Source organism: Streptacidiphilus sp. MAP12-33 (assembly GCF_041261265.1).
In the GTDB taxonomy this organism is placed as follows: domain Bacteria; phylum Actinomycetota; class Actinomycetes; order Streptomycetales; family Streptomycetaceae; genus Streptacidiphilus.
Window position 1 is genome coordinate 166,573 of sequence record NZ_JBGCCA010000006.1, and the last position, 24,454, is coordinate 191,026.

At 72.1% G+C, this 24,454-nt stretch carries 24 protein-coding genes and 1 riboswitch; of the genes, 9 read left to right on the plus strand and 15 right to left on the minus strand.

Annotated features, from left to right (window positions below; genetic code table 11):
* Positions 1–2: 2 nt before the first annotated feature.
* The 3 genes from ABH931_RS08915 to ABH931_RS08925 are packed head-to-tail and all read right to left on the minus strand — an operon-like array spanning position 3 to position 2,391.
* Complete coding sequence (locus ABH931_RS08915) at positions 3–485, minus strand: hypothetical protein (protein WP_370111586.1); 483 nt, start codon at positions 483–485, stop codon at positions 3–5.
* Positions 482–1,021, minus strand: coding sequence for an RNA polymerase sigma factor (locus ABH931_RS08920; RefSeq protein WP_370111587.1), 540 nt, complete (start codon positions 1,019–1,021; stop codon positions 482–484). Before ABH931_RS08920 ends, ABH931_RS08915 begins: the two co-directional genes overlap by 4 nt.
* 5 nt (positions 1,022–1,026) lie before the next feature.
* Complete coding sequence (locus ABH931_RS08925; protein WP_370111589.1) at positions 1,027–2,391, minus strand: alpha/beta hydrolase; 1,365 nt, start codon at positions 2,389–2,391, stop codon at positions 1,027–1,029.
* 215 nt (positions 2,392–2,606) lie between these two features.
* On the opposite strand from ABH931_RS08925, the gene ABH931_RS08930 reads away from it, so the two are divergent.
* Together ABH931_RS08930 and ABH931_RS08935 are read left to right on the plus strand one after the other, a co-directional pair.
* On the plus strand, positions 2,607–4,244 hold the full coding sequence (locus tag ABH931_RS08930) for a DNA repair helicase XPB (RefSeq protein ID WP_370111591.1): 1,638 nt from the start codon (positions 2,607–2,609) through the stop codon (positions 4,242–4,244).
* Positions 4,245–4,340: 96 nt separating this feature from the next.
* Complete coding sequence (locus tag ABH931_RS08935; RefSeq protein WP_370111593.1) at positions 4,341–5,897, plus strand: hypothetical protein; 1,557 nt, start codon at positions 4,341–4,343, stop codon at positions 5,895–5,897.
* Positions 5,898–5,933: 36 nt separating this feature from the next.
* Here the strand turns inward: ABH931_RS08935 and ABH931_RS08940 are convergent, their stop codons facing one another.
* Positions 5,934–6,137, minus strand: a complete 204-nt coding sequence (locus ABH931_RS08940; protein ID WP_370111594.1) for a hypothetical protein — start codon at positions 6,135–6,137, stop codon at positions 5,934–5,936.
* A gap of 405 nt (positions 6,138–6,542) precedes the next feature.
* Between ABH931_RS08940 and ABH931_RS08945 the strand changes: the two genes are divergently transcribed.
* Positions 6,543–8,579, plus strand: a complete 2,037-nt coding sequence (locus ABH931_RS08945) for an AAA family ATPase (protein WP_370111688.1) — start codon at positions 6,543–6,545, stop codon at positions 8,577–8,579.
* A 324-nt stretch (positions 8,580–8,903) separates the two neighbouring features.
* Here ABH931_RS08945 and ABH931_RS08950 read toward each other — a convergent pair whose 3' ends face one another.
* A complete protein-coding gene (locus tag ABH931_RS08950) occupies positions 8,904–9,608 on the minus strand; it encodes a copper homeostasis protein CutC (RefSeq protein WP_370111596.1) in 705 nt (234 codons plus the stop codon).
* A 197-nt stretch (positions 9,609–9,805) separates the two neighbouring features.
* Between ABH931_RS08950 and ABH931_RS08955 the strand changes: the two genes are divergently transcribed.
* Positions 9,806–10,474 (plus strand): hypothetical protein, encoded by a 669-nt coding sequence (locus ABH931_RS08955; protein WP_370111597.1) that lies wholly within the window; start codon positions 9,806–9,808, stop codon positions 10,472–10,474.
* Between the two features lie 26 nt (positions 10,475–10,500).
* A complete protein-coding gene (locus tag ABH931_RS08960; RefSeq protein ID WP_370111599.1) occupies positions 10,501–10,962 on the plus strand; it encodes a YcxB family protein in 462 nt (153 codons plus the stop codon).
* On the opposite strand, the gene ABH931_RS08965 is transcribed toward ABH931_RS08960, so the two are convergent.
* The 6 genes from ABH931_RS08965 to thrC all read right to left on the minus strand — a co-directional run bounded on the left by ABH931_RS08965 (position 10,959) and on the right by thrC (position 15,990).
* Positions 10,959–11,228, minus strand: a complete 270-nt coding sequence (locus tag ABH931_RS08965; protein WP_370111601.1) for a DUF4031 domain-containing protein — start codon at positions 11,226–11,228, stop codon at positions 10,959–10,961. The genes ABH931_RS08960 and ABH931_RS08965 overlap by 4 nt on opposite strands.
* The gene (locus ABH931_RS08970; RefSeq protein WP_370111602.1) at positions 11,225–11,590 is read right to left on the minus strand and encodes a hypothetical protein; all 366 of its coding nucleotides are present in this window, start codon (positions 11,588–11,590) and stop codon (positions 11,225–11,227) included. Before ABH931_RS08970 ends, ABH931_RS08965 begins: the two co-directional genes overlap by 4 nt.
* A gap of 249 nt (positions 11,591–11,839) precedes the next feature.
* Positions 11,840–13,462: a chaperonin GroEL gene (gene groL / locus ABH931_RS08975; protein ID WP_370111604.1), complete on the minus strand. Its 1,623-nt coding sequence runs from the start codon at positions 13,460–13,462 to the stop codon at positions 11,840–11,842.
* A gap of 393 nt (positions 13,463–13,855) precedes the next feature.
* The gene (locus ABH931_RS08980; protein ID WP_042364928.1) at positions 13,856–14,059 is read right to left on the minus strand and encodes a cold-shock protein; all 204 of its coding nucleotides are present in this window, start codon (positions 14,057–14,059) and stop codon (positions 13,856–13,858) included.
* Between the two features lie 378 nt (positions 14,060–14,437).
* Positions 14,438–14,716, minus strand: a complete 279-nt coding sequence (locus ABH931_RS08985; protein WP_370111605.1) for a MoaD/ThiS family protein — start codon at positions 14,714–14,716, stop codon at positions 14,438–14,440.
* Positions 14,713–15,990 carry a threonine synthase gene (thrC, locus tag ABH931_RS08990; RefSeq protein WP_370111607.1) on the minus strand — a complete coding sequence of 426 codons (1,278 nt, stop codon included), beginning with the start codon at positions 15,988–15,990 and terminating at the stop codon, positions 14,713–14,715. Before thrC ends, ABH931_RS08985 begins: the two co-directional genes overlap by 4 nt.
* Before the next feature lie 17 nt (positions 15,991–16,007).
* A riboswitch (SAM riboswitch) is annotated at positions 16,008–16,150 on the minus strand.
* Between the two features lie 175 nt (positions 16,151–16,325).
* Here thrC and ABH931_RS08995 point away from each other — a divergent pair.
* A complete protein-coding gene (locus ABH931_RS08995; RefSeq protein ID WP_370111609.1) occupies positions 16,326–17,312 on the plus strand; it encodes a glucosyl-3-phosphoglycerate synthase in 987 nt (328 codons plus the stop codon).
* Between the two features lie 18 nt (positions 17,313–17,330).
* Positions 17,331–18,752: a trehalose-6-phosphate synthase gene (locus ABH931_RS09000; RefSeq protein WP_370111611.1), complete on the plus strand. Its 1,422-nt coding sequence runs from the start codon at positions 17,331–17,333 to the stop codon at positions 18,750–18,752.
* A 16-nt stretch (positions 18,753–18,768) separates the two neighbouring features.
* On the opposite strand, the gene ABH931_RS09005 is transcribed toward ABH931_RS09000, so the two are convergent.
* Both ABH931_RS09005 and ABH931_RS09010 read right to left on the minus strand, forming a co-directional pair.
* Positions 18,769–19,707, minus strand: coding sequence for a hypothetical protein (locus tag ABH931_RS09005; RefSeq protein ID WP_370111613.1), 939 nt, complete (start codon positions 19,705–19,707; stop codon positions 18,769–18,771).
* Positions 19,708–19,739: 32 nt separating this feature from the next.
* Entirely contained in the window at positions 19,740–21,467 is a 1,728-nt protein-coding gene (locus ABH931_RS09010) for a protein kinase (RefSeq protein ID WP_370111615.1), read from the minus strand.
* Positions 21,468–21,645: 178 nt separating this feature from the next.
* Between ABH931_RS09010 and otsB the strand changes: the two genes are divergently transcribed.
* Positions 21,646–22,527, plus strand: coding sequence for a trehalose-phosphatase (gene otsB / locus ABH931_RS09015; protein WP_370111617.1), 882 nt, complete (start codon positions 21,646–21,648; stop codon positions 22,525–22,527).
* Here the strand turns inward: otsB and ABH931_RS09020 are convergent.
* Positions 22,499–22,726 (minus strand): DUF3263 domain-containing protein, encoded by a 228-nt coding sequence (locus ABH931_RS09020; protein ID WP_370111619.1) that lies wholly within the window; start codon positions 22,724–22,726, stop codon positions 22,499–22,501. The genes otsB and ABH931_RS09020 overlap by 29 nt on opposite strands.
* A gap of 111 nt (positions 22,727–22,837) precedes the next feature.
* Between ABH931_RS09020 and ABH931_RS09025 the strand changes: the two genes are divergently transcribed.
* A complete protein-coding gene (locus ABH931_RS09025; RefSeq protein ID WP_370111621.1) occupies positions 22,838–23,182 on the plus strand; it encodes a cupin domain-containing protein in 345 nt (114 codons plus the stop codon).
* An 80-nt stretch (positions 23,183–23,262) separates the two neighbouring features.
* Here ABH931_RS09025 and ABH931_RS09030 read toward each other — a convergent pair whose 3' ends face one another.
* Positions 23,263–24,429, minus strand: coding sequence for an FG-GAP repeat domain-containing protein (locus tag ABH931_RS09030; RefSeq protein ID WP_370111623.1), 1,167 nt, complete (start codon positions 24,427–24,429; stop codon positions 23,263–23,265).
* Positions 24,430–24,454: the final 25 nt, after the last annotated feature.

Genomic DNA, 24,454 nt, shown 5'->3' on the forward strand with positions numbered 1-24,454 from the left:
TGTCAGGGACGGAACTGAGCGGCGAAACGCTCGACCGCGCCGTGGTGCAGAAACGGGTGGAACACGCGGTCGACCAGACGGACACCGGGAATCCGCAGGCCGCCGAAGAAGCCGAACCGGGTGACATCGTGCCCCTCGGCGGTGGCGGCCAGGCCGCCGACCAGGAAGCGGCTCTGCATCACGCAGGACTGCTCGCGGTGCACGATGTCGAAGCGGGCGCGCAGGCCGAAGGGGCTGCGGGCCAGGGCCTCGACCGGTCGGCCGGTGACGTCCGAGGAGGTGACAGTGAAGCTGCGGATGTCGTTGATCAGCAGCGGCATCTGCCGCTCCAGGTCGGTGGCGACGGTCCACACCTCGTCGACCGAGGCGTCGATGACGAGCTCGCCGTACGTCGTGCCGGGCGTCGCTGCGGCCAGGACGCGGAGGCGGCGTACCGGATCCAGCTCGGCGACCGGCCAGGCGGCCCCGCCGGTGTGGTCGTTCATGCTTCCCACTCCTTCCGAAAGCGGCGCCGGGCCCGGAAGAGGCGCGTGCGCACGGTCGGTTCCGGCACTCCCAACAGGGCGCTGACGGCGTGTTCGTCGAGGCCCTCCAGGTCGCGCAGGACCAGGACGGCACGGTGGTGCGGCGACAGGCGGGCCAGGACGTCCTGGACGTCCGCAGCCAGCTGCGGATCGCCGGACGCCGGCACGTCGGCCAGCTCCGCCGGCAGATCGCGGGCGGCGGCGCGGGCCACCCGCACGGCCTCCCGCACGGCGATGGCCCGTACCCAACCGAAGAGGGCCGCCGGCTCCTTCAGCTGACGCAGGTTCCGGAAGACGGCGATCAGCGCCTCCTGGGTGGCGTCCGGACCGTCGGCCAGGGCGATGGGACCGCAGAGCCGGGCGACGTAGGGCGTGAGCCGGTCCAGCAGCTGGTCGGTCGCCAGCCGGTCTCCACGCTGCGCCGAGCGGACGAGCGGACCGAGGTCGTCACGCCGCGCGGTGGTCGTCGGCGGAGGCGCGGGGGACGTCGGGGTCACCGTGGTCACCGTTCGTCGAGCCGGGCGAGGAAGGGCGTGAGCGTGGTCAGCACCGTACTGCGGGCCGGTGCCGCCCAGAGCGTGTCGAGGTGGGTCATCGCGTCGTTCTGCGCGAAGGTGGCGGCCGGGATACGGGAGTTGGCCACGACCCAACGGGCGGCGGTGTTCACCGTGCCACGGGTGAGCCCGGACGCGAACGAGTACAGCGGCACGTCGATCTGGCGCGCGTGCCACAGCCGCAGCCCGAGCAGGGCCGTGACCGGCGTCGGGCGGAACGGGTCGGCCGCCTCCAGGTCGAGGGAGAGCCGGTTGGGCCAGTACCACTCCAGCGGGCCGGGGACGGGCCCGGCCAGCGCGCGGGCAGCGGAGGCCGTGGGGGTGTAGGCCGGATTGATGCTCATGTCGGGGACGAGCGGATGGCTTGCCAGCAGCCAGGTGACCAGCCCCGCGTTGGTGACCGGACCGGTCGGGCGCAGCAGCGCGGGCAGCCGCGGCGCGAGCGTCGAGGGCGCGTCGGGGGCGGCCACGGCATAGGCGCCCGCGAGCTGCCGCAGGATCGGCAGCGTCTCGGTACGGCCGGCGACGGCGGCCAGCGACTCGTCGAAGACGGCCCCGCCGGCGATCTGCCGCTGCCAGGCCGTGGCCTGGTCGACGGTGAGCCGGTACCGGTCGTCCTCCCCCGCGAAGGCGTCGTGCACGCCGCCGTCCAGGTCCACCAGACCGGCGAGGTCGCGATAGCCGGGCCTGCCGTCGAAATCCCAGGCGGCGTAGGCCAGGGCCGTCGTGGCCCCCCAGGAGTGACCGCCCAGCACGACCTGGCGGCGCCCGTGGTTCCGTGCGGCCAGCACGACCTGCCGCAGGTCGTCCAGCTCCACGGCCAGCCCCCACTGCCCGACGTAGGCGGCCGTCTGCGGGGTCTGCGCACGGTAGCGCCCGCCGAGGTAGTACTCCGCCGCGGCGGCGGGCCCGGAGCGGAAACCGCCGAGGTCGGCGAGATCCTGCTCGCGTCGGTCGACCGCCCACACCTGCGTGTCCGGCAGCCGGGCCACCAGCTCCTCCGCCAGCGCCCGGAAGTCGTTGGCAGCGCCGAACTGCCCCGGCACCAGCACCACGACCTGCCGCGCCTGCGGGCGACCCACCTCCAGCACGTGCACCCGCTGGACGGCCGCAGGCCCGGCGGCGCGGGCGCCCGCCATCGAGACGTACGCCTCGTGCACGGCCCCTCGGTCTGGTGCGGCAGCCGCCGCATCCGTGGCAGCGGCTGGGCCGACGCCCGGCAGAACCAGCGCGCCGGCCAGCGCGGCGGCCGGGACGGCCACCCGCAGCGTCGACGTCAGCCCCCTCGAAGCCAGCCTTTTCAGAGCATGCATCGCTCCCCCTCAGCCCTTGATCAGCTCTTGATCAGCTCGTGATCCGCTCTTGAGATCAGCCCTTGTCGGGTCTCTCGTGGAAAAGGAGGAGCCGTATCAGCCCGGCGTTCCCAGTGACCCGCATCACACCCCTCTTCCGGCCGCGCTTTCCGGTCCGGCGCGCGATGCGGGACACTTGGGGTTTGGCCATCGCCCGGTACCGGAGGAGACACGACGTGCACGACGGGCCGCTGATCGTTCAGTCCGACAAGACCCTGCTCCTGGAGACCGGGCACACCGCCGCGGACGAGTGCCGCCGTGCCATCGCGCCGTTCGCCGAGCTGGAGCGCGCGCCGGAGCACGTGCACACCTACCGGGTGACCCCGCTGGGCCTGTGGAACGCGCGTGCCGCCGGGCACGACGCCGAGCAGGTGGTGGACGCGCTGGTGCGGTTCTCGCGCTATCCCGTGCCCAACGCGCTGCTGGTCGACATCGCCGGCACCATGGACCGCTACGGCCGCCTGAAGCTGGCCAAGGACCCGGTCCACGGGCTGGTGCTGACCGCGACCGACCGCCCCGTCCTCGAGGAGGTGCTGCGGTCGAAGAAGATCATCCCGCTGGTGGGCCAGCGCCTCGACCCGGACACCGTGCTGGTGCACCCCTCCGAGCGCGGCCAGATCAAGCAGGTGCTGCTGAAGCTCGGCTGGCCGGCCGAGGACACCGCCGGCTACGTGGACGGCGAGGCGCACCCGATCGACCTCGCGCAGGACGGCTGGCAGCTGCGCCCGTACCAGGAGCAGGCCGCCGAGGGCTTCTGGCACGGCGGCTCCGGCGTCGTGGTGCTGCCCTGCGGCGCGGGCAAGACCCTGGTCGGCGCGGCCGCGATGGCCAAGGCCAAGGCGACCACGCTGATCCTGGTCACCAACACCGTCTCCGCCCGCCAGTGGAAGCACGAGCTGGTCAAGCGCACCTCGCTGACCGAGGACGAGATCGGCGAGTACAGCGGCGCCCGCAAGGAGATCCGCCCGGTCACCATCGCCACCTACCAGGTGATGACGACCAAGCGGAAGGGCGTCTACCCGCACCTGGAGCTGTTCGACTCCCGCGACTGGGGCCTGATCGTCTACGACGAGGTGCACCTGCTGCCCGCGCCGGTCTTCAAGTTCACCGCCGACCTGCAGGCCCGCCGCCGCCTCGGCCTCACCGCGACGCTGGTGCGCGAGGACGGGCGCGAGGGCGACGTGTTCTCCCTCATCGGCCCCAAGCGCTTCGACGCCCCCTGGAAGGAGATCGAGGCGCAGGGCTACATCGCCCCCGCGGACTGCTGCGAGGTGCGGGTCACCCTGACCGACCACGAGCGGCTCGCCTACGCGACGGCGGAGCCGGAGGAGCGGTACCGGTTCTGCGCCACGACGGCGACCAAGCGCCGCGTCACGCAGGCGCTGGTGGAGAAGCACCGGGGCACGCCCACCCTGGTCATCGGCCAGTACATCGACCAGCTCGACGAGCTGGGCGAGGCGCTGGACGCACCGGTGATCAAGGGCGAGACGACCAACGCGCAGCGCGAGAAGCTCTTCGACGCGTTCCGTGAGGGCGAGATCAGCGTGCTGGTGGTCTCCAAGGTCGCCAACTTCTCCATCGACCTGCCCGAGGCGACGGTGGCGATCCAGGTCTCCGGGACCTTCGGGTCGCGCCAGGAGGAGGCCCAGCGGCTGGGCCGGGTGCTGCGTCCCAAGGCGGACGGGCACATGGCGCACTTCTACTCGGTCGTGGCCCGGGACACCATCGACCAGGACTTCGCCGCGCACCGGCAGCGGTTCCTGGCCGAGCAGGGCTACTCCTACCGGATCGTCGACGCGGACGACATCCTCTGAAGTCCTCGGTGAATCCGCCTTGGGGGCGCTGAATCGTCGCTGCTACGATCAGCCGCCCCCGAGCGGGGGCATCGCAGACAGGGGGACCACAACTCCATGCGTCGTATCCGAAGAGCCCTCGCCGCCGCGGCCGCCCTCACGCCGCTCCTCCTCGCCGGTGTGAGCACCCCGGCCTCGGCCGCGAGCAGCTCGCTCACCGTCAACACCCTGGGCCGCAGCGGCGCGAAGGTCGCCACGTCGGGCCAGGTGACGAACCTGACGACCGGCCAGTTCTACCAGTTCACCAGCGGCCAGGCGCTGACGCTGCCCGCCGGCCGGTACGGCGTCGTCGTCGACATCTGGAACTCCAAGGACCAGACGGACACCCTGGGCTCGCAGCTCGTCACCGTCTCGGGCCGCACCACGACCACGATCGACGCCCGCAAGGGCCGCCCGCTCTCCGTCCGGCTCGACCACGCCCCGGCGAACGCCCAGGAGAGCTACTACGCCCAGCTGTGCATCGGGTCCAACCCGATGGGCGCCCAGGCGTGGGGCTGGCCGGGCGAGTTCTACGTCATCCCGAACAGCTCCTCCCAGGTGCACCTCGGTTACATGGCCTCGTGGGACCAGCCGATGACGGCCGCGGACGTCTACTCCGTCAGCGGGCAGACCAACGGCGTCCCGAGCACCCCCACGGTGACCTTCAAGACCGCGTCGCTCGCGAGCGTGCGGGTCCAGGCGAAGCGCGGGCCCGAGGGCAGCTCGGACGTCGACTTCTCCCTCCAGCCGCTGAGCACGAAGAACCCGTGCCAGAACCGGCTGTTCCACGAGTTCTACCGCGGCACCCCGCCGTTCACGATGACCGCGCACGTCTCCGCCGGCACCTGGGCGGTCCGCTCGGACGAGACGGACGACGCCACCAACGCCGACTTCGGCGGCATGGAGGCGGACCGGCAGTTCGCGGCCGGCGGCCACTACGCGCAGGGCCTGTACGCCAACACCTGGGGCCCGGTGGGGTCGCAGCCGTCCACCTGGTACGGGCGGCTGGACTTCCAGCCGAGCATGTTCACGGACCCGACCGTGGCCTACAGCAACGAGGCGGCGGCGAAGTACACCGGCACGCTGGTCGAGGGCGGCAAGGTCGTCTCCTCGCACAGCTGGACGGACATGGGCCCGGTGCCCGGCAGCTGGGAGCCGCACGTCAGCTCCAGGGGCTGGTACACGGTGAACATCGCGGCCCAGCGCTACTACCCCGGGATCCACTACCCGGCCGGCATGCTGTCGACGGCGTCGACGGTCAGCGTGCGCTACTACATCAACCCCGCGGTCAACGCCTACGCGCCGGCCTACCTGACGAGCTTCGACCCGCAGGGGCTCGGCATGGACGACCAGGCCGCTCCGAAGAGCAGCACGCGGGTGGGGCTCTGGCTGGACCACCAGGGCGGTGACCAGTCGATCGCCGACCACCGGGGTACGGTCAGCTCGGTCAAGGTGTGGGCGTCGTTCAACGGCGGCGTCACCTGGCAGCCGGTCGCCGTCACGCACACGGGTGGCACGTGGGCGGCGCTGGTGCCCAACGCGGCCTCCGGAGCGGTCTCGCTCCGCTCGACGGTCAACGACACCGACGGCAGCAGCGCGACCACCACGGTCTACCGCGCCTACGCCATCGGCTGAGGCTAGGGCTGAGGCTAGGGCTCTCGTCGAGCCCGGTCAGTCGGCCTTCCGGACGAGATCGTCCGGAAGGCCGTCGTGGCCGAGGACGACGACGGAGAAGGCCGTGGTGGCCAGGATGCCGACGCCGCGCGCACAGGCCGCGATCGGATTGCGGGACTTGCGCGCCGCCTTGGTGGCACCACGGGCGACGACGGGACGGTGAGTGGTTCGGGGACGGGGGTCGATGTGTGCGGTAGCCATGTCTCAAAGCTAGATTTCGGGCGCCCGTGAATCGTCAGCCCAACGGCCGAATCCGCAGGGCCCACGGTGTCATCCCCCAGAGGGACACGGTCTCGTCCACACGTCAGGGTTACCCCTGATATCCACGCAGTAAATAAACGGTTCGCCCGCCGGTCGTTCGTGGGTATATGGTGTCCGGTCTGCCGCCTCCCCGGCACGCACGTGGGGAGGCTCCGCCCGGACGGAAACCGGGTGGTTCTCAAATTCCATCGCAGACTTTTGAGACCGCTGCGCGCCGGACCCCCGGCGCCCCGCAGCCGGGAAGGCTCCTTCGTGCTTGCGCACAGCACAGCTTCCGACACCCCGTCCAACCCGCTCGACCGCGAGCGCGCCCACCTGACCTCCTCCCGCGGCGCGCTGCGCGCCATGCGCGAGGACGTCGAGGCGCTGGACATCCGCAACGTCACCGGCAACTGGGTGAACGCCGCGATCCTGGCCCGCGAGATCGACGACCGGATCAAGGCCTTGGCCGACCTCGCGGACACCCCCCTCTTCTTCGGCCGCCTCGACTTCCTGCACGCACCCGGCGCGGACGTCGCCGAGGGCGGCGAGGGCGAGCGGTTCTACATCGGCCGCCGCCACGTCCACGACGCCGACGGCGACCCGATGGTCATCGACTGGCGTGCGCCCGTCTCGCAGACCTTCTACCGGGCCAGCAAGAAGGACCCGATGGACATCGGGCTGCGCCGCCGCTTCGGTTACACCGGTGGCGATTTGACCGCCTACGAGGACGAGCACCTGACCGATCCGGAGGAGACGACCGGAACGAGCGCCCTCCTCGCCGCGGAGATCGAGCGGCCGCGCGTCGGCCCGATGCGCGACATCGTCGCCACCATCCAGCCCGAGCAGGACGAGATCGTCCGGGCCGACGTGCACGGCACCGTCTGCGTCCAGGGAGCACCCGGCACCGGGAAGACGGCCGTCGGCCTGCACCGTGTCGCCTACCTGCTCTATGCCCACCGCGAGCGGCTGGCCCGCACCGGCACCCTGGTCATCGGCCCGAACCGTTCCTTCCTCCACTACATCGAGCAGGTCCTGCCCGCGCTGGGCGAGTTGGACGTGGCCCAGGCCACCGTCGAGGAGCTCGTCGCCCACGTCCCGCTGCGCGGCACGGACACCGCGCACGCGGCGCGGATCAAGGGCGACGCCCGGATGGCGGAGGTGCTGCGGCGGGCCGTCCGCTCCGGCATCACGCTGCCGACGGAGGGCTGCGTCGTGGTCCGCGGCTCGCGCCGCTGGCGCGTCGCCTCCTACGAACTGGAGGAGATCGTCCGGGAGCTGATGGACCGTGACATCCGCTACGGCGCGGCCCAGGCCGCGCTCCCGCAGCGGATCGCGCACGCCGTACTGGTGAAGATGGAGCAGGGCGGCGAGGCCCCCGACGACCGCGTCCAGGACGCGGTCGCCCGCACGCCCGCCGTGAAGGCGACGGCGAAGGCCCTGTGGCCGCCGGTCGATCCGGCCAAGCTCGTGCTGCGGCTGCTCTCCGACGCGGAGTTCCTGGCGCAGTGCGCAGAGGGTCTGCTGACGGAGGAGGAGCAGGCCGCCGTGCTCTGGCCCAAGCCCGGCCGCGGCGTCAAGACGGCCCCGTGGACCCCGGCCGACGCGGTGCTGGTCGACGAGGCGCACGACCTGGTGGAGCGGACGGCGTCGCTGGGCCACGTCGTGCTCGACGAGGCGCAGGACCTCTCCCCCATGCAGTACCGCGCCGTCGGCCGCAGGTGCACGACGGGCTCCGCGACGGTGCTGGGCGACATCGCCCAGGGCACGACGCCGTGGTCCACGGACTCCTGGGCCAGCGCGCTGCACCATCTGGGCAAGCCGGGTTCCCGGGTCGAGGAGCTGACCATCGGCTTCCGCGTGCCCGGCGAGGTCATCGACTACGCGTCGCGCCTGCTGCCCGAGATCGCCCCCGACCTGGCGCCGGCGACGTCGATCCGCACGGCGGAGAACACGCTCGTCATCCGGCGCGTCGACGGGACGCCCTCCCCGGAGGACGCGCACGCGCTGGACGCCGCGTCCGCGCTGGCCCCGGCAACGCCGCCCGCCCTGACGGACGCCGTCGTAGCGGCGGTGCGGGCGTCCCTGCGGCACGAGGGCTCGATCGGCCTGATCGCCGCGGACGCGCGGATTCCCGCGCTGGGCGCGGCGCTCACGGCCGCAGGCCTGCCCTATCTCGACCCCGGTACCGAGACGAACGCCGAGAGCCGCCTCACGCTCGTCCCGGCCTCGCTCGCCAAGGGTCTGGAGTACGACTACGTCGTACTGGACGAGCCGGCCGCGATCGTCGACGGCGAGGCGGACCTCCGCACGGGCCTGCGCCGCCTCTACGTCTGCCTCACCCGTGCCGTCTCGGGCCTCGACGTCCTCCACGCCCGGCCGCTGCCGACGGCCCTCGGATAGTTGCACCCACCTCAGGGGCGCGGGTCTTCTGCGCCATGGGCCAGCTGCACCGTCAAGGGGCGCGGGGCTCTGCTGATGTGCGGCTCCTGGTGCCCCTTGCGTGGGCGTGACAATCCCCCAGCCTTCGGCTGGGAGGTGCCCCGGAAGCGCCCCGGAGGTGCCCCTTGCGTGGGCGCGACAATCCCCCCAGCCTTCGGCCGGGAAGTGCCCCCTCCGACGAGCGGTTGGTCCGGGGCGCGCAGGGCCACCGGCACGCCGGTGGCTGCTCGCATCCACGCAGCGAAGCCGCATATCGGCGCAGCCCACCGCCCCTGGGTGAGGCGGCTACGCGGCGACGGACTCGGTGTCGAGGAGGCGACGCCAGTGCTGGACGAGGCCCGTGTCGAGCGGGCTGTCCCAGCCCGCGGTGCGGACCATCGTGCCGACGTGGAAGCCGTCGATCCCGGCCGCGCGCAGGCGCGGGACGTGCTCGGTCTTGAGGCCACCGCCGACAAGGATGCGGGGGTGGTAACCCGGTGCGCCGGACCGCGCGGCCTCGTGGGTGAGGACGTCCATGCCGGAGGCGACGCCCGCCGCGCTGCCCGCCGTGAGGACGGTGTCCAGGCCGGGGAGGCCGTCGATCGCGGCGCGGACCCCCTCGCGGGACGCCGCGTTGTCCAGCGCCCGGTGGAAGGTCCAGCTGCAGCCGGGGATGGCCTCCAGCACGGTCCGCACCGCCGCAAGGTCCACCTCGCCCTCGGGGGTGAGGAAGCCGAGGACGAACTCGTCCGCACCCTCCGCGCGCAGTGCCTGCGCCTTGGCGCAGAGCGCCTCGAGGTCACGGACGAGGAAGCCGTTGCCGTCGCGCAGCATCACCCGGAGCGGAACGTGGACGGCCGCCCTGATCCGGGCGAACCCGGCGAGGTCGGGAGTGAGGCCGTCGGCCGCCATCTCGGTGCAGAGTTCCAGACGGTCGGCTCCGCCCGCCGCTGCCGCGACGGCGTCCTCCGCGGATGTCGCGATGACCTCGAAGATCGCCCGATCGCTCATGTGCAGCCTCTCTGCTCCGCTCCCATGCCTGCTCCGGGCCTGCCGGGAGGCCGCCCCGCCTCCACAGAAAGGCCACAACAGGTCTAGTCCAATGTAGACACCCTAGCCGTTGACGCGACGCGGCGACAGCGACGAAGGACCCTGCTTCGGGGCCGTTCCGACAGCGCGCCGGGCGTCGTCCGTACCACAATGGCCCTATGCCCGAGCCGTCGCATCCCGACCGAACCATCGTCGAAGCCCTGCTCGCCCGCTGGACCGCGCTCTTCGCGGCGCCCGAGGCGGAGCCCTACGGGGAGCAGCTGCTGCGGCGCTGGTCGGAGCCCCAGCGCAAGTACCACACGATGCGGCACCTGACCGCGACACTGCAGGTCGTTGACCGCCTGGCGGGCCACGCCGACGACGCCGACCTGGTGCGGCTGGCCGCCTGGTTCCACGACGCCGTGTACGCGCCCGACCGCACCGAGAACGAGGAGCGCAGCGCCCGTCTCGCCGAGCGGGTCCTGCCCGAGCTGGGCGTCTCGGACGAGGCGATCGCGGAGGTGGCCCGCCTGGTGCGGCTCACCGCCGGTCACGATCCCGCCCCCGGCGACCGCAACGGCGAGGTCCTGTGCGACGCCGACCTGGCCATCCTCGGCGCGCCGCCGGAGATCTACGCCCGCTACGCGGCCGCCGTCCGCGAGGAGTACGCCTTCGTGCCCGAGGACGACTTCCGCACGGGCCGTGCGGCGGTGCTGGAGGGGTTGCTGGCCAAGAAGCCGTCCCTCTACCGGACGCAGCCGGCCCAGACGACCTTCGGTCCGCGCGCGGATGCGAACCTCCGTTCCGAGTTGGCACGGTTGCGCGATAAGGTGCCGCCCGTTACGTGAGTCCCTTGGGCTGCCGGGTGGGGTGCATGGATATCGAGGCCGAGTTCGAGTACCAGCACGGGGAGCGGCGTGCCCGCTGGTTGCGGACGGCCGCCTGGATCCCCGCCTTCTGGATCGCGGTGGGTCTGGCCGGCCTCGTCGTCGCCTTCGGGGCCAAGGGCATGACCACGGCGCACCTCACGCTGCTCGCGCTCTCGGCCCTGCTCGTCGGCACGCACGTGCAGGCGGTCGTGCGGCGGGTGCGGCTGCTCTCCTCCGGGGAGCCGCTGTCGCTGCGCTTCACCGAGGCCGGGCTCTCCTGGCGCAACCAGTTCGTCTCGCACCAGGTCCGCTGGCCGGCGGTGCGCCGGGTCCGGCGCGACCACGGCTGGCTGATTTTCGAGGGCACCCGCAGCGTCGGCAACGTCTCGTTCCCGATGCGGGCGCTGAGCGAGGTACAGCTGGAGCAGCTGACGGCCTGGCTCACCGCGCAGCGGTTGATGCGCTAGGGCTCGGCCGACCGGCGCTTGCGCCGGCGCAGACCGGCGGACGTGAGCCGGACGACGATCTCGCGGCTGCGGACCGGCGTCGCGCCCAGCTCCAGCGCCTGCGCGTAGAGGCGCTCCGGCACGTCGTAGTGGTCGCCGTCGAAGCCCCGCTCCGGCACGCCGAGTCGCCGCGCGAAGGCGTGCAGCTCGTCGTAGGAGACGTCGGAGACCAGGTGCGACCAGAGCCGGCCGTGCCCCGGCCAGCTCGGCGGGTCGATCAGGATCACGACGCGAGCTCGCCGACGGCGGCGACGACGCGACCCTCCTTGCCGCAGACCCAGTGCGGGTCCGGGCCGAGCTCCGGCTCGGCGCTCAGCGCGTGCGGGTCCCCGTCGGCCGCGCAGTCCTGGCACAACGGCCAGCGCCCCCAGCCCTCCAGCAGCCCGTCCTGGACGTCCTGGGCGATGAGCCCGAGCACGTACTCGACCCCGTCCGGCCACTGCTCCACCCACCACCGCCGCTTCGCGATCGCGTCCTCCAGCAGCGAGACGACGGCGGCGTCCGCGACGTCCCGCGCGGTCAGGTCCCGCAGCAGCGCGCTCCGCGCGCCGTGCAGGGCGGACTCCAGTGCTTTCTCCATGGGCTCCATTTTCTCGCACGGACCAGTCGCACCGCCTCGCACCGCCCCTGAAGGCGCAGCCTCCGGCGGCTCGAGCGACCACCACCCGGGACGGACGGCCCAGCTCGTCCGGCGCGCGCGTGGCTGGGTGGCCTGTCGCGCCCACGCGGCAGAGCCCGCGCCCCTGGATGGTGCAACACAAGGAAGGCGGCCACCCGACCCTCTCGGGTCGGCTGGCCGCCTTGAAGAACTCGTGATCCGTCAGCGGGAAGCTGGGGATCAGAAGTCCATGTCACCGCCCGGCATGCCGCCGCCGGCGGCCGCAGCGGCCTTCTCCGGCTTGTCGGCGATGACGGCCTCGGTGGTGAGGAAGAGCGCGGCGATGGAGGCCGCGTTCTGCAGCGCGGAACGCGTGACCTTGGCCGGGTCGATGATGCCCGCGGCGATGAGGTCGACGTACTCGTTGGTGGCGGCGTTCAGACCGTGACCGGCGGGGAGGTTGCGGACCTTCTCCACCACGACACCGCCCTCGAGGCCGGCGTTGGTCGCGATCTGCTTGATCGGGGCCTCGAGCGACACGCGCACGATGTTGGCACCGGTCGCCTCGTCACCCTCGAGCTCGAGCTTCTCGAACGCGACACCGGCCTGAAGCAGGGCCACGCCACCACCGGCGACGATGCCCTCCTCGACGGCGGCCTTCGCGTTGCGAACGGCGTCCTCGATGCGGTGCTTGCGCTCCTTGAGCTCGACCTCGGTGGCCGCGCCCGCCTTGATGACGGCGACGCCACCGGCCAGCTTGGCCAGGCGCTCCTGCAGCTTCTCGCGGTCGTAGTCCGAGTCGCTGTTCTCGATCTCGGCACGGATCTGCGCCACGCGGCCCGCGACCTGGTCGCTCTCGCCGGAGCCGTCCACGATGGTGGTCTCGTCCTTGGTGACGACGACCTTGCGCGCGCGGCCCAGCAGCTCCAGACCGGCGTTCTCCAGCTTGAGGCCGACCTCCTCGGAGATGACCTGGCCACCCGTGAGGATGGCGATGTCGCCGAGCATGGCCTTGCGGCGGTCACCGAAGCCCGGGGCCTTGACGGCGACGGACTTGAAGGTGCCGCGGATCTTGTTGACGACCAGGGTGGAGAGCGCCTCGCCCTCGACGTCCTCGGCGATGATCAGCAGCGGCTTGCCGGACTGCATGACCTTCTCGAGCAGCGGGAGCAGGTCCTTGATCGAGCCGATCTTGGAGTTGGCGATGAGGATGTAGGGGTCCTCGAAGACCGTCTCCATGCGCTCCAGGTCGGTGGCGAAGTACGCCGAGATGAAGCCCTTGTCGAAGCGCATACCCTCGGTGAGCTCCAGCTCCAGACCGAAGGTCTGGGACTCCTCGACGGTGATGACGCCTTCCTTGCCGACCTTGTCCATGGCCTCGGCGATGAGCTCGCCGATCTGGGTGTCGGCGGCCGAGATGGAGGCGGTGGCAGCGATCTGCTCCTTGGTCTCCACCTCCTTGGCCTGCGCCAGCAGCTGGGCGGAGACGGCCTCGACGGCCTTCTCGATGCCGCGCTTGAGGGCCATCGGGTTGGCGCCGGCGGCGACGTTGCGCAGACCCTCGCGAACGAGCGCCTGGGCCAGCACGGTGGCGGTGGTGGTGCCGTCACCCGCGACGTCGTCGGTCTTCTTGGCGACCTCCTTGACGAGCTCGGCGCCGATCTTCTCGTACGGGTCCTCGAGCTCGATCTCCTTGGCGATGGAGACACCGTCGTTGGTGATCGTGGGGGCGCCCCACTTCTTCTCCAGAACGACGTTGCGGCCCTTGGGGCCCAGCGTGACCTTGACAGCGTCGGCGAGCTGGTTCATGCCGCGCTCGAGGCCGCGACGAGCCTCCTCGTCGAACGCAATGATCTTGGCCATGGAAGTGGTCCTCCTGGACAGCTGGCTGCTTCTGGACCGCGCTGGCGCCCGCGACGGACGACCTCGGCCACGACGGTTCCTTACCGCCGCCACCGGGGTCTCACCGACCCGGCCCGTTGTCACTCTCTACCTCAGAGTGCTAACGCCAATGATTAGCACTCGACCCCCTTGAGTGCAAGCAGCTCCGCGAAGCCGGGGACGGGAAGGGACGCCTCCGGCGGGGGGAAGGGGACGAAGGGGCAGGCAGACGCGCGGGAATGACGAAGGACCCCTGCCCGCGTGCGGGGAGGGGTCCTTCGGAAGACCTGCGTGGATGCATCGTTTCGTCTGGAACGAGCTCTGCGGGTCCTGATCAGTCAGCGATCGCTGCCGATGTCAGCCGGTGGTGGTGCCTCAGCCGATGACCTTGACCATGTCGGCCTGCGGGCCCTTCTGGCCCTGCGAGATCTCGAACTCCACCCGCTGGCCCTCTTCGAGCGACCGGTACCCGTCCATCTGGATCGCGCTGTAGTGGACGAACACGTCCGCACCACCGTCGACCGCGATGAAGCCGTACCCCTTCTCCGCGTTGAACCACTTGACGGTGCCCTGAGCCATTCCAAACTCCCCTATTACTGGCCCTTTCACGGTCCGCACACCGCGGACCGGGCCGGACTCTGACGCTGCGGAGTTGCAGTGCCGGTGCTCGGCCGACGCTGAATGTATCCACTCCGATGCCCTGAGCAACAGAGCATTCGAAGGCCAATTCTCACGGGGAGTAATCAGACATAAGCGGCGCGCGGCGGCTAAGGGGAGCAATTCGGGCCGGGCATATCGGACGATTCACGACAGATCCCCGGGCGAAAAAGAACACGTCAACCGTCTCACGGGACGGGACAGGAGCACTCTACTCCTCTTAAACCTCCGGAAATGACAGGAGCCCGGCCACCCCCGTAAGGGGTGGCCGGGCTTTCGCACCTGACCGGTCAGTAGGGTTCAGCAACCACCGGCGACGGCGGGGATGACCGAGACGCTCGCGCCGTCCGGGGTGGACGTCTCCAGGCCCTCGGCGAAACGCACGTCGTCGTCGTTGACGTAGATGTTGACGAAGCGGCGCAGCTTGCCGTTGTCGTCCAGGAGGCGGGCGGAGATGCCCGTGTGGTTGGCCTCCAGGTCCTTGATGACCTCGGCCAGGGTGGCGCCCTCGGCGCTCACCTCCGCATTGCCGCCCGTGTAGGTGCGCAGGATGGTGGGGATGCGGACGGTGACGCTCATGCGAGGCCTGCCTCTCGGAACGAGTCAAGGGTGGGGCGGATGACGGCGGTCGGGCGGGCGGCGTCCGCCACGGCCTCCAGGGTCTTCAGGCCGTCGCCGGTGTTGAGCACGACGGTCTCGGCGGCCGGGTCGAGCACGCCGTTCTCGATCAACTTGCGCAGCACGCCCACGGTCACGCCACCCGCCGTCTCGGCGAAGATGCCCTCGGTGCGGGCCAGCAGCCGGATCGCGTCGACGACCTGCTCGTCGTTGACGTCCTCGACCGCGCCGCCGGTGCGCCGGGCGATGTCGAGCACGTAGATGCCGTCGGCCGGGTTGCCGATGGCCAGCGACTTGGCGATGGTGTCGGGCTTCTGCGGGCGGACCACGTCGTGGCCGGCCTTGAAGGCGGCGGAGACCGGGGAGCAGCCCTCGGCCTGGGCGCCGAAGATCTTGTAGGGCTTGTCCTCGACCAGGCCGAGGGCGATCAGCTCCTTGAGACCCTTGTCGATCTTCGTCAGCTGGGAGCCGGAGGCGATCGGGATGACCAGCTGGTCCGGGATGCGCCAGCCGAGCTGCTCACAGATCTCGTAGGCCAGCGTCTTGGATCCCTCGCCGTAGTAGGGGCGCAGGTTCACGTTGACGAAGCCCCAGCCCTCGCCGGCCGGGTCGCCGATCAGCTCGGAGCAGAAGCGGTTCACGTCGTCGTAGTTGCCGTCGATGCCGACGACGTCGCCGCCGTAGACCGCGGCCATGACGACCTTGCCGGCCTCCAGGTCGTGCGGGATGAAGACGCAGGCGCGCAGCCCCGTGCGGGCGGCGGCGGCCGTGACGGCGCCGGCCAGGTTGCCCGTGGAGGAGCAGGAGAGCGTGGTGAAGCCGAAGGTGCGGGCCGCCTCGACGGCGATGGCCACGACCCGGTCCTTGAAGGAGTGGGTCGGGTTGCCGGAGTCGTCCTTGACGTAGAGGGAGCCGGTGACGCCCAGCTCACGGGCCAGGTTGTTCGCCTTGACCAGCTTGGTCAGGCCCGGGTTCAGGCTCGGGCGCTCGGCGACGTCCGGCGAGACCGGCAGCAGCGGCGCGTAGCGCCAGATGTTGTTCGGGCCGTTCTCGATCTGCTTGCGCAGGCCCTCCGGGTCACCGGCCGGGAGTTCGTAGGCGACCTCCAGCGGGCCGAAGCACTCGGCGCAGGCGAAGTCGGGGGCGAGGGGGGTGCGTGCTCCGCACTCGCGACAGGACAGGGCCACGGCGGGGCCGAAGGCGTCGGGTGCGATGGTGCGGCTGTCGGAAGCCATGATGGCGAGAACCTCTCTCCTCATCTTCCCCGAGGCGCGTTTCGCCGCGGGACGGAATTGGCACCTTCCCGGCCGGGCTCACGTGGTCGGACGCGAACCGCTTGGCAGGGGGGTTGCCGGGACTTCAACGGGCCGTTCCCTCAGTCCCTCTGGATGAGCGCTATGGCGCCGCGCTTCCGCGCGCGTCGCGTTTGTTCCGAGGCAGACCCCAATGTGCGATGACCACACCTCGTCCTCAAGACTGTAACCGAAGCACCACCGAGCGCCGACTACCGTCCGAGACGCGAGACGGTCACCGCCACCCGCCCACCGCCTACCCGTGAAGAGGGAGCCCCGTGCTGGACCAGGTCGAGGAATGGCTGCGCCACCGGTCCTGGAGCGCCGCCGACCGACCCCTGCCCGACCTGCTGGAGGCCAAGCGCCGCGGCGGGGTGACCGTCAGCGTGGTCCTGCCCGCTCTGGACGAGGAGGAGACGGTCGGCGAGATCGTCACGGCCATCCGCCGCGACCTGGTCGAGGCCGTGCCGCTGGTGGACGAGCTGGTCGTGGTCGACTCCGGCTCGGTGGACCGCACCGCTCACGAGGCCGCGGCGGCGGGCGCGCGGGTGGTGCACCGGGACGAGATCCTGCCGCGGCTGCCCACCGAGCCCGGAAAGGGCGAGGTGCTGTGGCGGTCCCTGCTGGCCACCACCGGCGACGTGGTCTGCTTCATCGACTCCGACCTGCGGGCCTTCGACTCCGCCTTCGTCTCCGGCATCGTCGGCCCGCTGCTGACCGAGCCGGACGTGGCCTTCGTCAAGGCGATGTACGACCGGCCCTTCGACACCGAGTCCGGCTCCATACCGGCCGGCGGCGGCCGCGTCACCGAGCTGGTCGCCCGGCCGCTGCTCAACCTGCACTGGCCGCTGCTGGCCGGCTTCGTCCAGCCGCTCGGCGGCGAGTACGCGGCGCGGCGCACGCTGCTGGAACGGCTGCCGTTCCCCACCGGCTACGGCGTCGAGCTCGGCCTGCTGGTGGACGCGCTCGGTCTGGTCGGCCTCGACGCGCTGGCCCAGGTCGACGTGGGCGTGCGGCACCATCGGCACCAGGACGCGCAGGCGCTCGGCCGGATGGCGGCCACCATCTACCGCACCGCGCTGGAGCGGCTGAAGACGCCCGAGGAGACGGTGCGCTCCGAGCTCGTGCAGTTCACCCGCACGGAGGCCGGCTTCACCCCGAGCAGCACCGAGGTCGCCACGGTGGAGCGCCCGCCGATGGCGTCCGTCCCCGAGTACCGCGCGCGGCCGGGGGCCGTGGCGCGGGAGGTTTGCCCGCATCCCTGAGAGGCAAGGGTGAGAGATATGGCTTCGACCACCGCGCCCGTCGTTCTCGCGTCCAACCGTGGCCCCGTGTCGTTCACCCTCGGTGACGACGGCACGCTGACGCCACGCCGTGGCGGCGGCGGGCTGGTCTCCGGCCTGTCCGCGATCGGCAGCGAGCAGCGGAGCGTCTGGGTCTGCGCCGCGCTCTCGGACGGCGACCGGGCAGCCGCCCGTCAGGGCCTGACCGAGCCCGACGTGCGGATGCTGGACATCGACGCGGAGACCTTCGCCCACGCGTACAACGGCATCGCCAACTCGACCCTCTGGTTCGTCCACCACCTCCTGTACGACACACCGACGCGGCCCGCCTTCGACGCGCGGTTCCGCGACGAGTGGGCCTCCTACGAGGCGTACAACCGCGCCTTCGCCGACGCGCTGGCGGAGAGCGCCGAGCCGGGAGCGGCGGTACTCGTCCAGGACTACCACCTGTCACTGACACCTCGGCTGCTCCGGGAACTGCGCCCGGACGTGCGGATCGCGCACTTCTCGCACACCCCCTGGGCGCCGCCGGACTACTACCGGCTGCTGCCCGACGACGTGGCCCGCCAGGTACTGGAGGGCATCCTCGGCGCGGACCGGGCCGGGTTCCTGACCGAGCGGTGGGCGCGGGCCTTCGCCGACTGCTGCCGCGAGGTGCTGGGGGCCACGGTCTCTCCCGATCTGGTGGTCACGCACAACGGCCGCGCGACGCGGCTGGGCGTGCACGGGCTCGGCGCGGACGCCGAGTTCCTGCGTGACCGGGCGCACCAGCCGGACGTGGACGCGCGACTGGACGCGCTGCGCGAGGCCGTCGGCGACCGCCGCACGATCGTCCGGGTGGACCGGACCGAGCTCAGCAAGAACATCGTGCGCGGGCTGCTGGCCTACCGGCACCTGCTGCGGACGCGGAGCGAGTGGCTGAACCGGGTCGTGCACATCGCGTTCGCCTACCCCTCACGGGAGGACCTGCCGGAGTACCGGGCGTACACGGCGGCGGTGCTGCGCACCGCGCAGGAGATCAACGACGAGTTCGGCACCCCGAGCTGGCAGCCGGTCATCCTGCACGTCAACGACGACTTCCCGCGCTCGCTGGCGGCCTACCGGCTGGCCGACGTGGCGCTGGTGAACCCGATCCGGGACGGCATGAACCTCGTCGCCAAGGAGGTCCCCGTCGTCTCGGACGCGGGCGTCGCGCTGGTGCTGTCCCGTGAGGCGGGCGCGCACGCGGAGCTCGGCGAGGACGCCCTGACGGTCAACCCCTACGACGTGATCCAGACGGCGGAGGCGCTGCACACCGCCCTGACCATGCCGCAGGAGGAGCGGGCCGCCCGCACCAAGCGCCTGGCGGAGGCGAGCACGGCGCTCCCGCCGACCGCGTGGTTCCTGGAGCAGTACCACGCGCTGACGGAGGGTGCCGGGTGATCAGCCCGCGCTCCGCTCAGCCCGCGCAGGAGTAGGTGAAGCTGCCGGACTCGGTGAGGGCCGGGTGGTCCTGGATCTGCAGGGTCGCGCGGCCCGCGAAGGTCCCCGGACCGGTGAGCGTCCAGATCAGCGGCAGCTGCACCTGCCGGGTGCCGGCCGCGACTGTCTCGGTGAGCAGCCCGCTGTCCGTGCCGTCGCTGCGGAGCCAGCGGTAGTGGAAGGTGCCGCCGGAGCCGTCGGTGGTGACGGTCGCGGTGATGGTCGCCTTGCCGCCGCAGGTCACCGCGGCCGGGGTGACCTGCACGGACGCGGCGGTGAGCTTGATCGCCGCAGGCGCGAGGAGACCGTACAGCCACCAGGCCAGCAGCCCGAGGAACAGCAGCAGCACGGGCACCCAGAAGAGCCAGCTGCGCCTCTTCCGCTCCTCCGGCTCCGCCTCGGGGGTGACCTCGCCCTTCCACACGGCGATCGTCCGCGCGGTCTTGGGGTCGGGCACTCCCGGCCCGAACCGGATCAGCCCGGGATCGGGCGCGGGGGCGGCCTCTGCCGCGGCCTCCGGCGCGGGTGCGGGTGCGGGTGCGGGCGCCGACGCGGGTGCCGACGCGGGTGCCGGCGCGGGCGGGGGCACCTGGGCGCCGAGCGACAGCTGCACGGTCGGCGTGTGGGTCGGCACGGGCGGGGTGGCCTGCGGCGGCTCGACGGGGAACACCAACGTGGGCGCGGGAGCCGGCGGCTCCGACCCACGCGGCAGCCGCACCGTCGGAATCCCCTCCGGCTCCCCGGCCAGCCGCACCGTCGGCACGACATCCGGATCCCCGGCCTGCCCGGGCACCACCGGCCGCCCGAGCCGCACCGTCCCCGACTCCTCGGGCACGGCGATCCGCGGGTCGGGCCGCAGTTGCTTCGTCCCCTCGTCGGCGGGCACGGCGTCCTCGGGACCCTGCTGCGTGTTCATGTCTCGAGCCAACTTTCTGCCGCGCGCAGCGGTCAGCCGAAGCAGCCGTTCGGCTGGTAGGTGAGGGTGACCGCGGTGCTGTCGGGCATGACGTAGCCGCCGGGCGTGGGCGATTCCGTGACCACCTGGCCGAAGGGAATCGTGTAGCTCCAGCACTTGGTGGCCATCACCGCGCTCACCTGGCTGAAGCCGATCGCGTTCAGGCGCTTCACCGCGCTGCTGTAGTCGACACCGACCTCGCTCGGCAACTGCCGACAGGTCGAGGACGTAGCCACGAGCGCGATGCCGGCCGAGCGCGCCACGGTGCTGCCGCCGGTCGGATCCTGCGAGTGCACCGAGAAGTCACCGTTCGCGGCGCCCGCACAGTCGTAGGTGACGCTGATGTTCCCGCGCGCGAAGCCCGCCGCCACGAGCTTGGTCTCGGCGGGGCCGGGCAGCAGGCCCAGGACCGAAGGCACGTGGATCGTCGTGGGTGGGGCCTTGGTCGGGCTGGTGGTCGGGGACGCCGACGGGCTGCTGCTCGGGGATGCCGAGGGGCTGGCGCTCGCGCTCGGGGAGGCGGAGGGGGACGCCGACGGGCTGGCCGATGGCGACGCGGACGGGCTCGTCGAGGCCGAGGCCGAGGCCGAGGCCGAGGCCGAGGCCGAGGCCGACGGGGAGACGGAGACCGGGCCGGTCGGGGTGATGGAGGTGATGGCGATCGGGGTGGGGCCGCCCGTGACGTGGGGGATGTGGCGGCCGCTGCCGGCGACGGCGACGCCGCCGAGCGCGCCGACGAGGATGACGCCGGTGCCCGCGCCGACGAGGACCTTGCGCGGGACGCGCGGGACGCGGCGGCGGCCGGGGCCGAGGGTGGTGCTGGCCAGGGCCGTCGTGCCGCTGGTGGGCGCGCCGCCCGCCGAGGGGAACATCAGCGGGAGCAGCGCCGCGACAGCGGCGAGGCGCTTGCGGCCACGCTCCTCCCACTGCGGGCCGTACGCCGCACCCGCGACCGCCTCCAGCTCCGCGACGAACGCCGCCGCGCTGTCGGGCCGGTCGGTCGCGTGCTTGGCCAGGCCGCGCCGGATCAGCGGGCGGACCGCCTCGGGGGCGAGCTCGTCGGGGATCGGGGCGGTGGTGTGCTGCACCACCAGCTCGGCGAAGGTCACCCCGGGGTACGGGCGTGAGCCCGTCAGGCACTCGAAGAACGTGGCCGTCGCCGCGTAGACGTCCGCGGCGGGCGACGCGGGGTCGCCGGTCCACTGCTCGGGGGCCATGTAGGGCGGGGTGCCGGCGATGCCGCCCGCGTCCCCGGCCTTCACGGCGATGCCGAAGTCAACGAGTTTGGACGACCCGTCCGCCGCGACCAGCACGTTCTCCGGCTTGTAGTCGCGGTGCACCACGCCCAGCGCGTGCGCCGCGGCCAGGCCCAGCAGGGAGCCCTTCAGGACGACCAGCGCCGCCTCCGGCCCGGTCGCGCCGGCCTGCCGCAGCAGCGCCCGCAGGGCGATGCCGTCGACGAGCTCCATGGCGATGGCCGCGCCCTGCGGGCCCTCGACGTACTCGTAGAGCCGGACCACGTAGGGGGTGTCGAGGTCGCCCAGCAGCCGGGCCTCCTCACGGAACTCGGTGAGGAAGTCCGGATCGGCCCGGAGCTCGTCGCCGAGGTACTTGATGGCGACCGGTGTGCCGGTCGCCTCGTGCAGCGCGAGGACCACACGTCCACTCGCGCCCGAACCCAGCTCCCGGGTGTGCCGATACCCCGGAACGATCCACTCCATGACAACCCGCCCCCTCAGCGGTGAAAATAGCGCCGAACCGGGCGGATCGCAGCTTCCGTGACAGCACGGTTACCGCCTAGGAGCGCAACGCTTATGCTCCGCATACAGCCTGACGACAGTCGGCGCCGATCCCCGCGTCCACGGCGACCCGTGCGCGGGAGCCGGTTAGGGTCGTGCCATGGGTACCCCTGAGGCCGCACCGTCCCCTGAAGGCATCCCCACCCCCCGCACCGAGGCGGGCCTCACCGGGCTGGCGGCGCTGCGCGCCGAGCCGGGGCGGGCCGTCGTCGCGCTGGACTTCGACGGCACCCTGGCGCCGATCGTCGCCGACCCGGACGCCGCCCGCGCGCACCCCGCCGTCGTCCCCGCGCTGCGGCGCCTCGCGCCGCTGCTGGACGCGGTGGTCGTGGTGACCGGGCGTCCGGCGGGGCTCGCCGCCGAGTACGGCGGGTTCGTGGGCGTGCCGGGGCTCGAGCACCTGACGATCCTCGGGCACTACGGCGCCGAGCGCTGGGACGCGACCACCGGGGAGGTCCACGCGCCCGACGCGCACCCGGGCGTGGCCGCGCTCCGGGCCGAGCTGCCGCGCGCGCTGGAGCGGGCGGGCGCGGCGGCGGGCACCTGGATCGAGGACAAGGGCCGCGCCCTCGCCGTCCACACCCGGCGCGCCGAAGACCCGGACGGCGCGCTCACCGCGCTGGACGCGCCGCTGCGGGCGCTGGCCGCTCGGCACGGGCTGGCGGTCGAGCCGGGGCGGATGGTGCTGGAGCTGCGTCCACCGGGTGTGGACAAGGGCGCGGCGCTGACAGCGTTCCTGGACGAGCGGAAGGCCGGCGCCGTCCTCTACGTCGGCGACGACCTGGGCGACGTGGCCGCGTACGACGCCGTCGAGGACCTGCGCGCGCTGGGGCGCCCGGGCGTCCTCTGCTACAGCGCGCCGACGACGGGCGAGCCGCCGCTGGCCGCGCTCGCGGAGCGCGCCGATCTGGTCGTGCCGGGACCGCCAGGCGTGGCCGCGCTGCTGGACGCGCTCAGCGCCGCGCTCGCTTCTCGTCCCTGACCCGGCGCAGACGGTTGACCAGCACGGGCTGGAAGGCGAGCGCGGCCTCCCGGTCGAGCAGGGCGTTGAGCAGCTGGGTGTAGCGGGTGGGCGAGAGGTCGAGCTCCTCGCGGATCGCGGCGTCCTTGGCCCCACGGGTGCGCCACGGGCGCGCCTCGAAGGCCAGCACGGCGCGCTCGCGCGGCGTCAGCTCGTCCACGCTCGCTCCTTTCCGGACATCTGGCCGACCATACGACTTGTCATTCTGCCGCGTCCCTCTGACGCAATCTGTCACCCCCACCGCTGACCTGCACGGTCTACCGTCGGAGCCATGACCAGTTTCGCCGTGCACATCCCCGACGCCGAGCTCGAGCCCGACCCGCTCGACCCCAGCCAGATCGTCTCGGGCACGCCCGAGGTCTCGGGCAAGGTCCTGTGGGAGTCGGAGGACGGCAAGCAGATCCGCGGCATCTGGCAGATCACGCCGGGCGTCGTCACCGACACCGAGGCCAACGAGCTCTTCGTGGTCGTCTCCGGCCGCGCCACCATCGCGGTGGCGGGCGGCGCCACCTTCGACGTGGGCCCGGGCGACGCCTGCGTCCTGCGCGAGGGCGACGAGACCACCTGGACCGTCCACGAGACGCTGCGCAAGGCGTACCACATCACCCTGCCGTAGCACCCTGCCGTAGCGACCAAGGCAAACGAAGGGGGCGCCCGGCTTGAGCCGGGCGCCCCCTGCTGTTGCGTCGCCACGGCTCAGTAGAGCTGGACGCCCTTCCAGCCGGTCCTGGCCAGGAGCAGCGGCTTACCGAAGCCCTTCTTGCCGAGGCCGGGAATGAACACCAGGCCACCCGTGGTCGTGGTCGCCCACAGGTCGGCCTTGCCGTCACCGTTCGCGTCGCCGTCGGAGGTGATGTCGACGAGGTTGGAGACGTCGTAGCCCTTGGCGAAGACGACCGGGGCCTTGAACGTGCCGTCGCCGTTGCCGGCGTAGAGCTTCAGCACCTTGCCGTCGCGGACCAGCAGGTCCGGCTTGCCGTCGCCGCTGAAGTCCTGGACGCCGACGAGCTGGGTGTTCTTGTCGGCCACGCCGAGCGTCACCGCGGGACGGACGGAGAACTCCGTGGCGCCGTAGTACTGGATCTGACCACCGCGCACGACGACGAAGCCCGCCGTGCCCTTCCCGGCGACGTTCATGGCGCCGGTGAGCTGCGTGACGTTGGACCAGTCGTTGCCGTCCGGGGAGTAGAGGCAGCACGACTCGGGCCCGAAGTCGCCGATCCCGTCTCCGCCCAGACTCATGATGCGGCCGTTGGCAAGGGCGAGCAGGCCGTTGTTGGCACTGCCGTCGACGATGCCGACCCGTGCGTAGAGGGTGGTCGAGACGTCGACCCGGGCCCAGCGGGTCTGGCCCAGGCGTCCGTTGCCCTTGCCCGCGTCGTGGCGCATGACCGTGCCGAGCCGGCTGAGCAGGTCGGTCTTCCCGTCACCGGTGATGTCACCGAGCTTGTCGACGGGGCCCCAAGCGGTCTGGATCCGCAGATCCGTCGACACCTGCGACGGCTGCCCGTCGGCGCCGACCGCCACCACGGTCAGGTCGTTGAACGGCGACTGCAGCGGCCGCACGTTGATCCTCGCGCTGCCGTCCGCGCCGGCGGCGACCCAGGAGTTGTCGCACGGCCGGCCGACCTGCGGGACACCGAGCGTGCCGTCCAGCACGTAGCAGTAGCCCGCGATGTGGCTGCCCTTGGGCACGCTGAGGGCCACCGTGCGCCAGACCCGGCGGGGCGGCGGGGTGGTGTCCTTGACGTACTTGTCGGCCAGCACCGCGGTCGCGGTCGGCGGCGGTGCGGTCCTGGACGCCGCCGGCGCGGCCTGCGCGGACACCGAGGCGGCGGCGAGCACAGCGGCCGTAGCCGTCAACGCGGCGGCACCACGGGTGATTCGA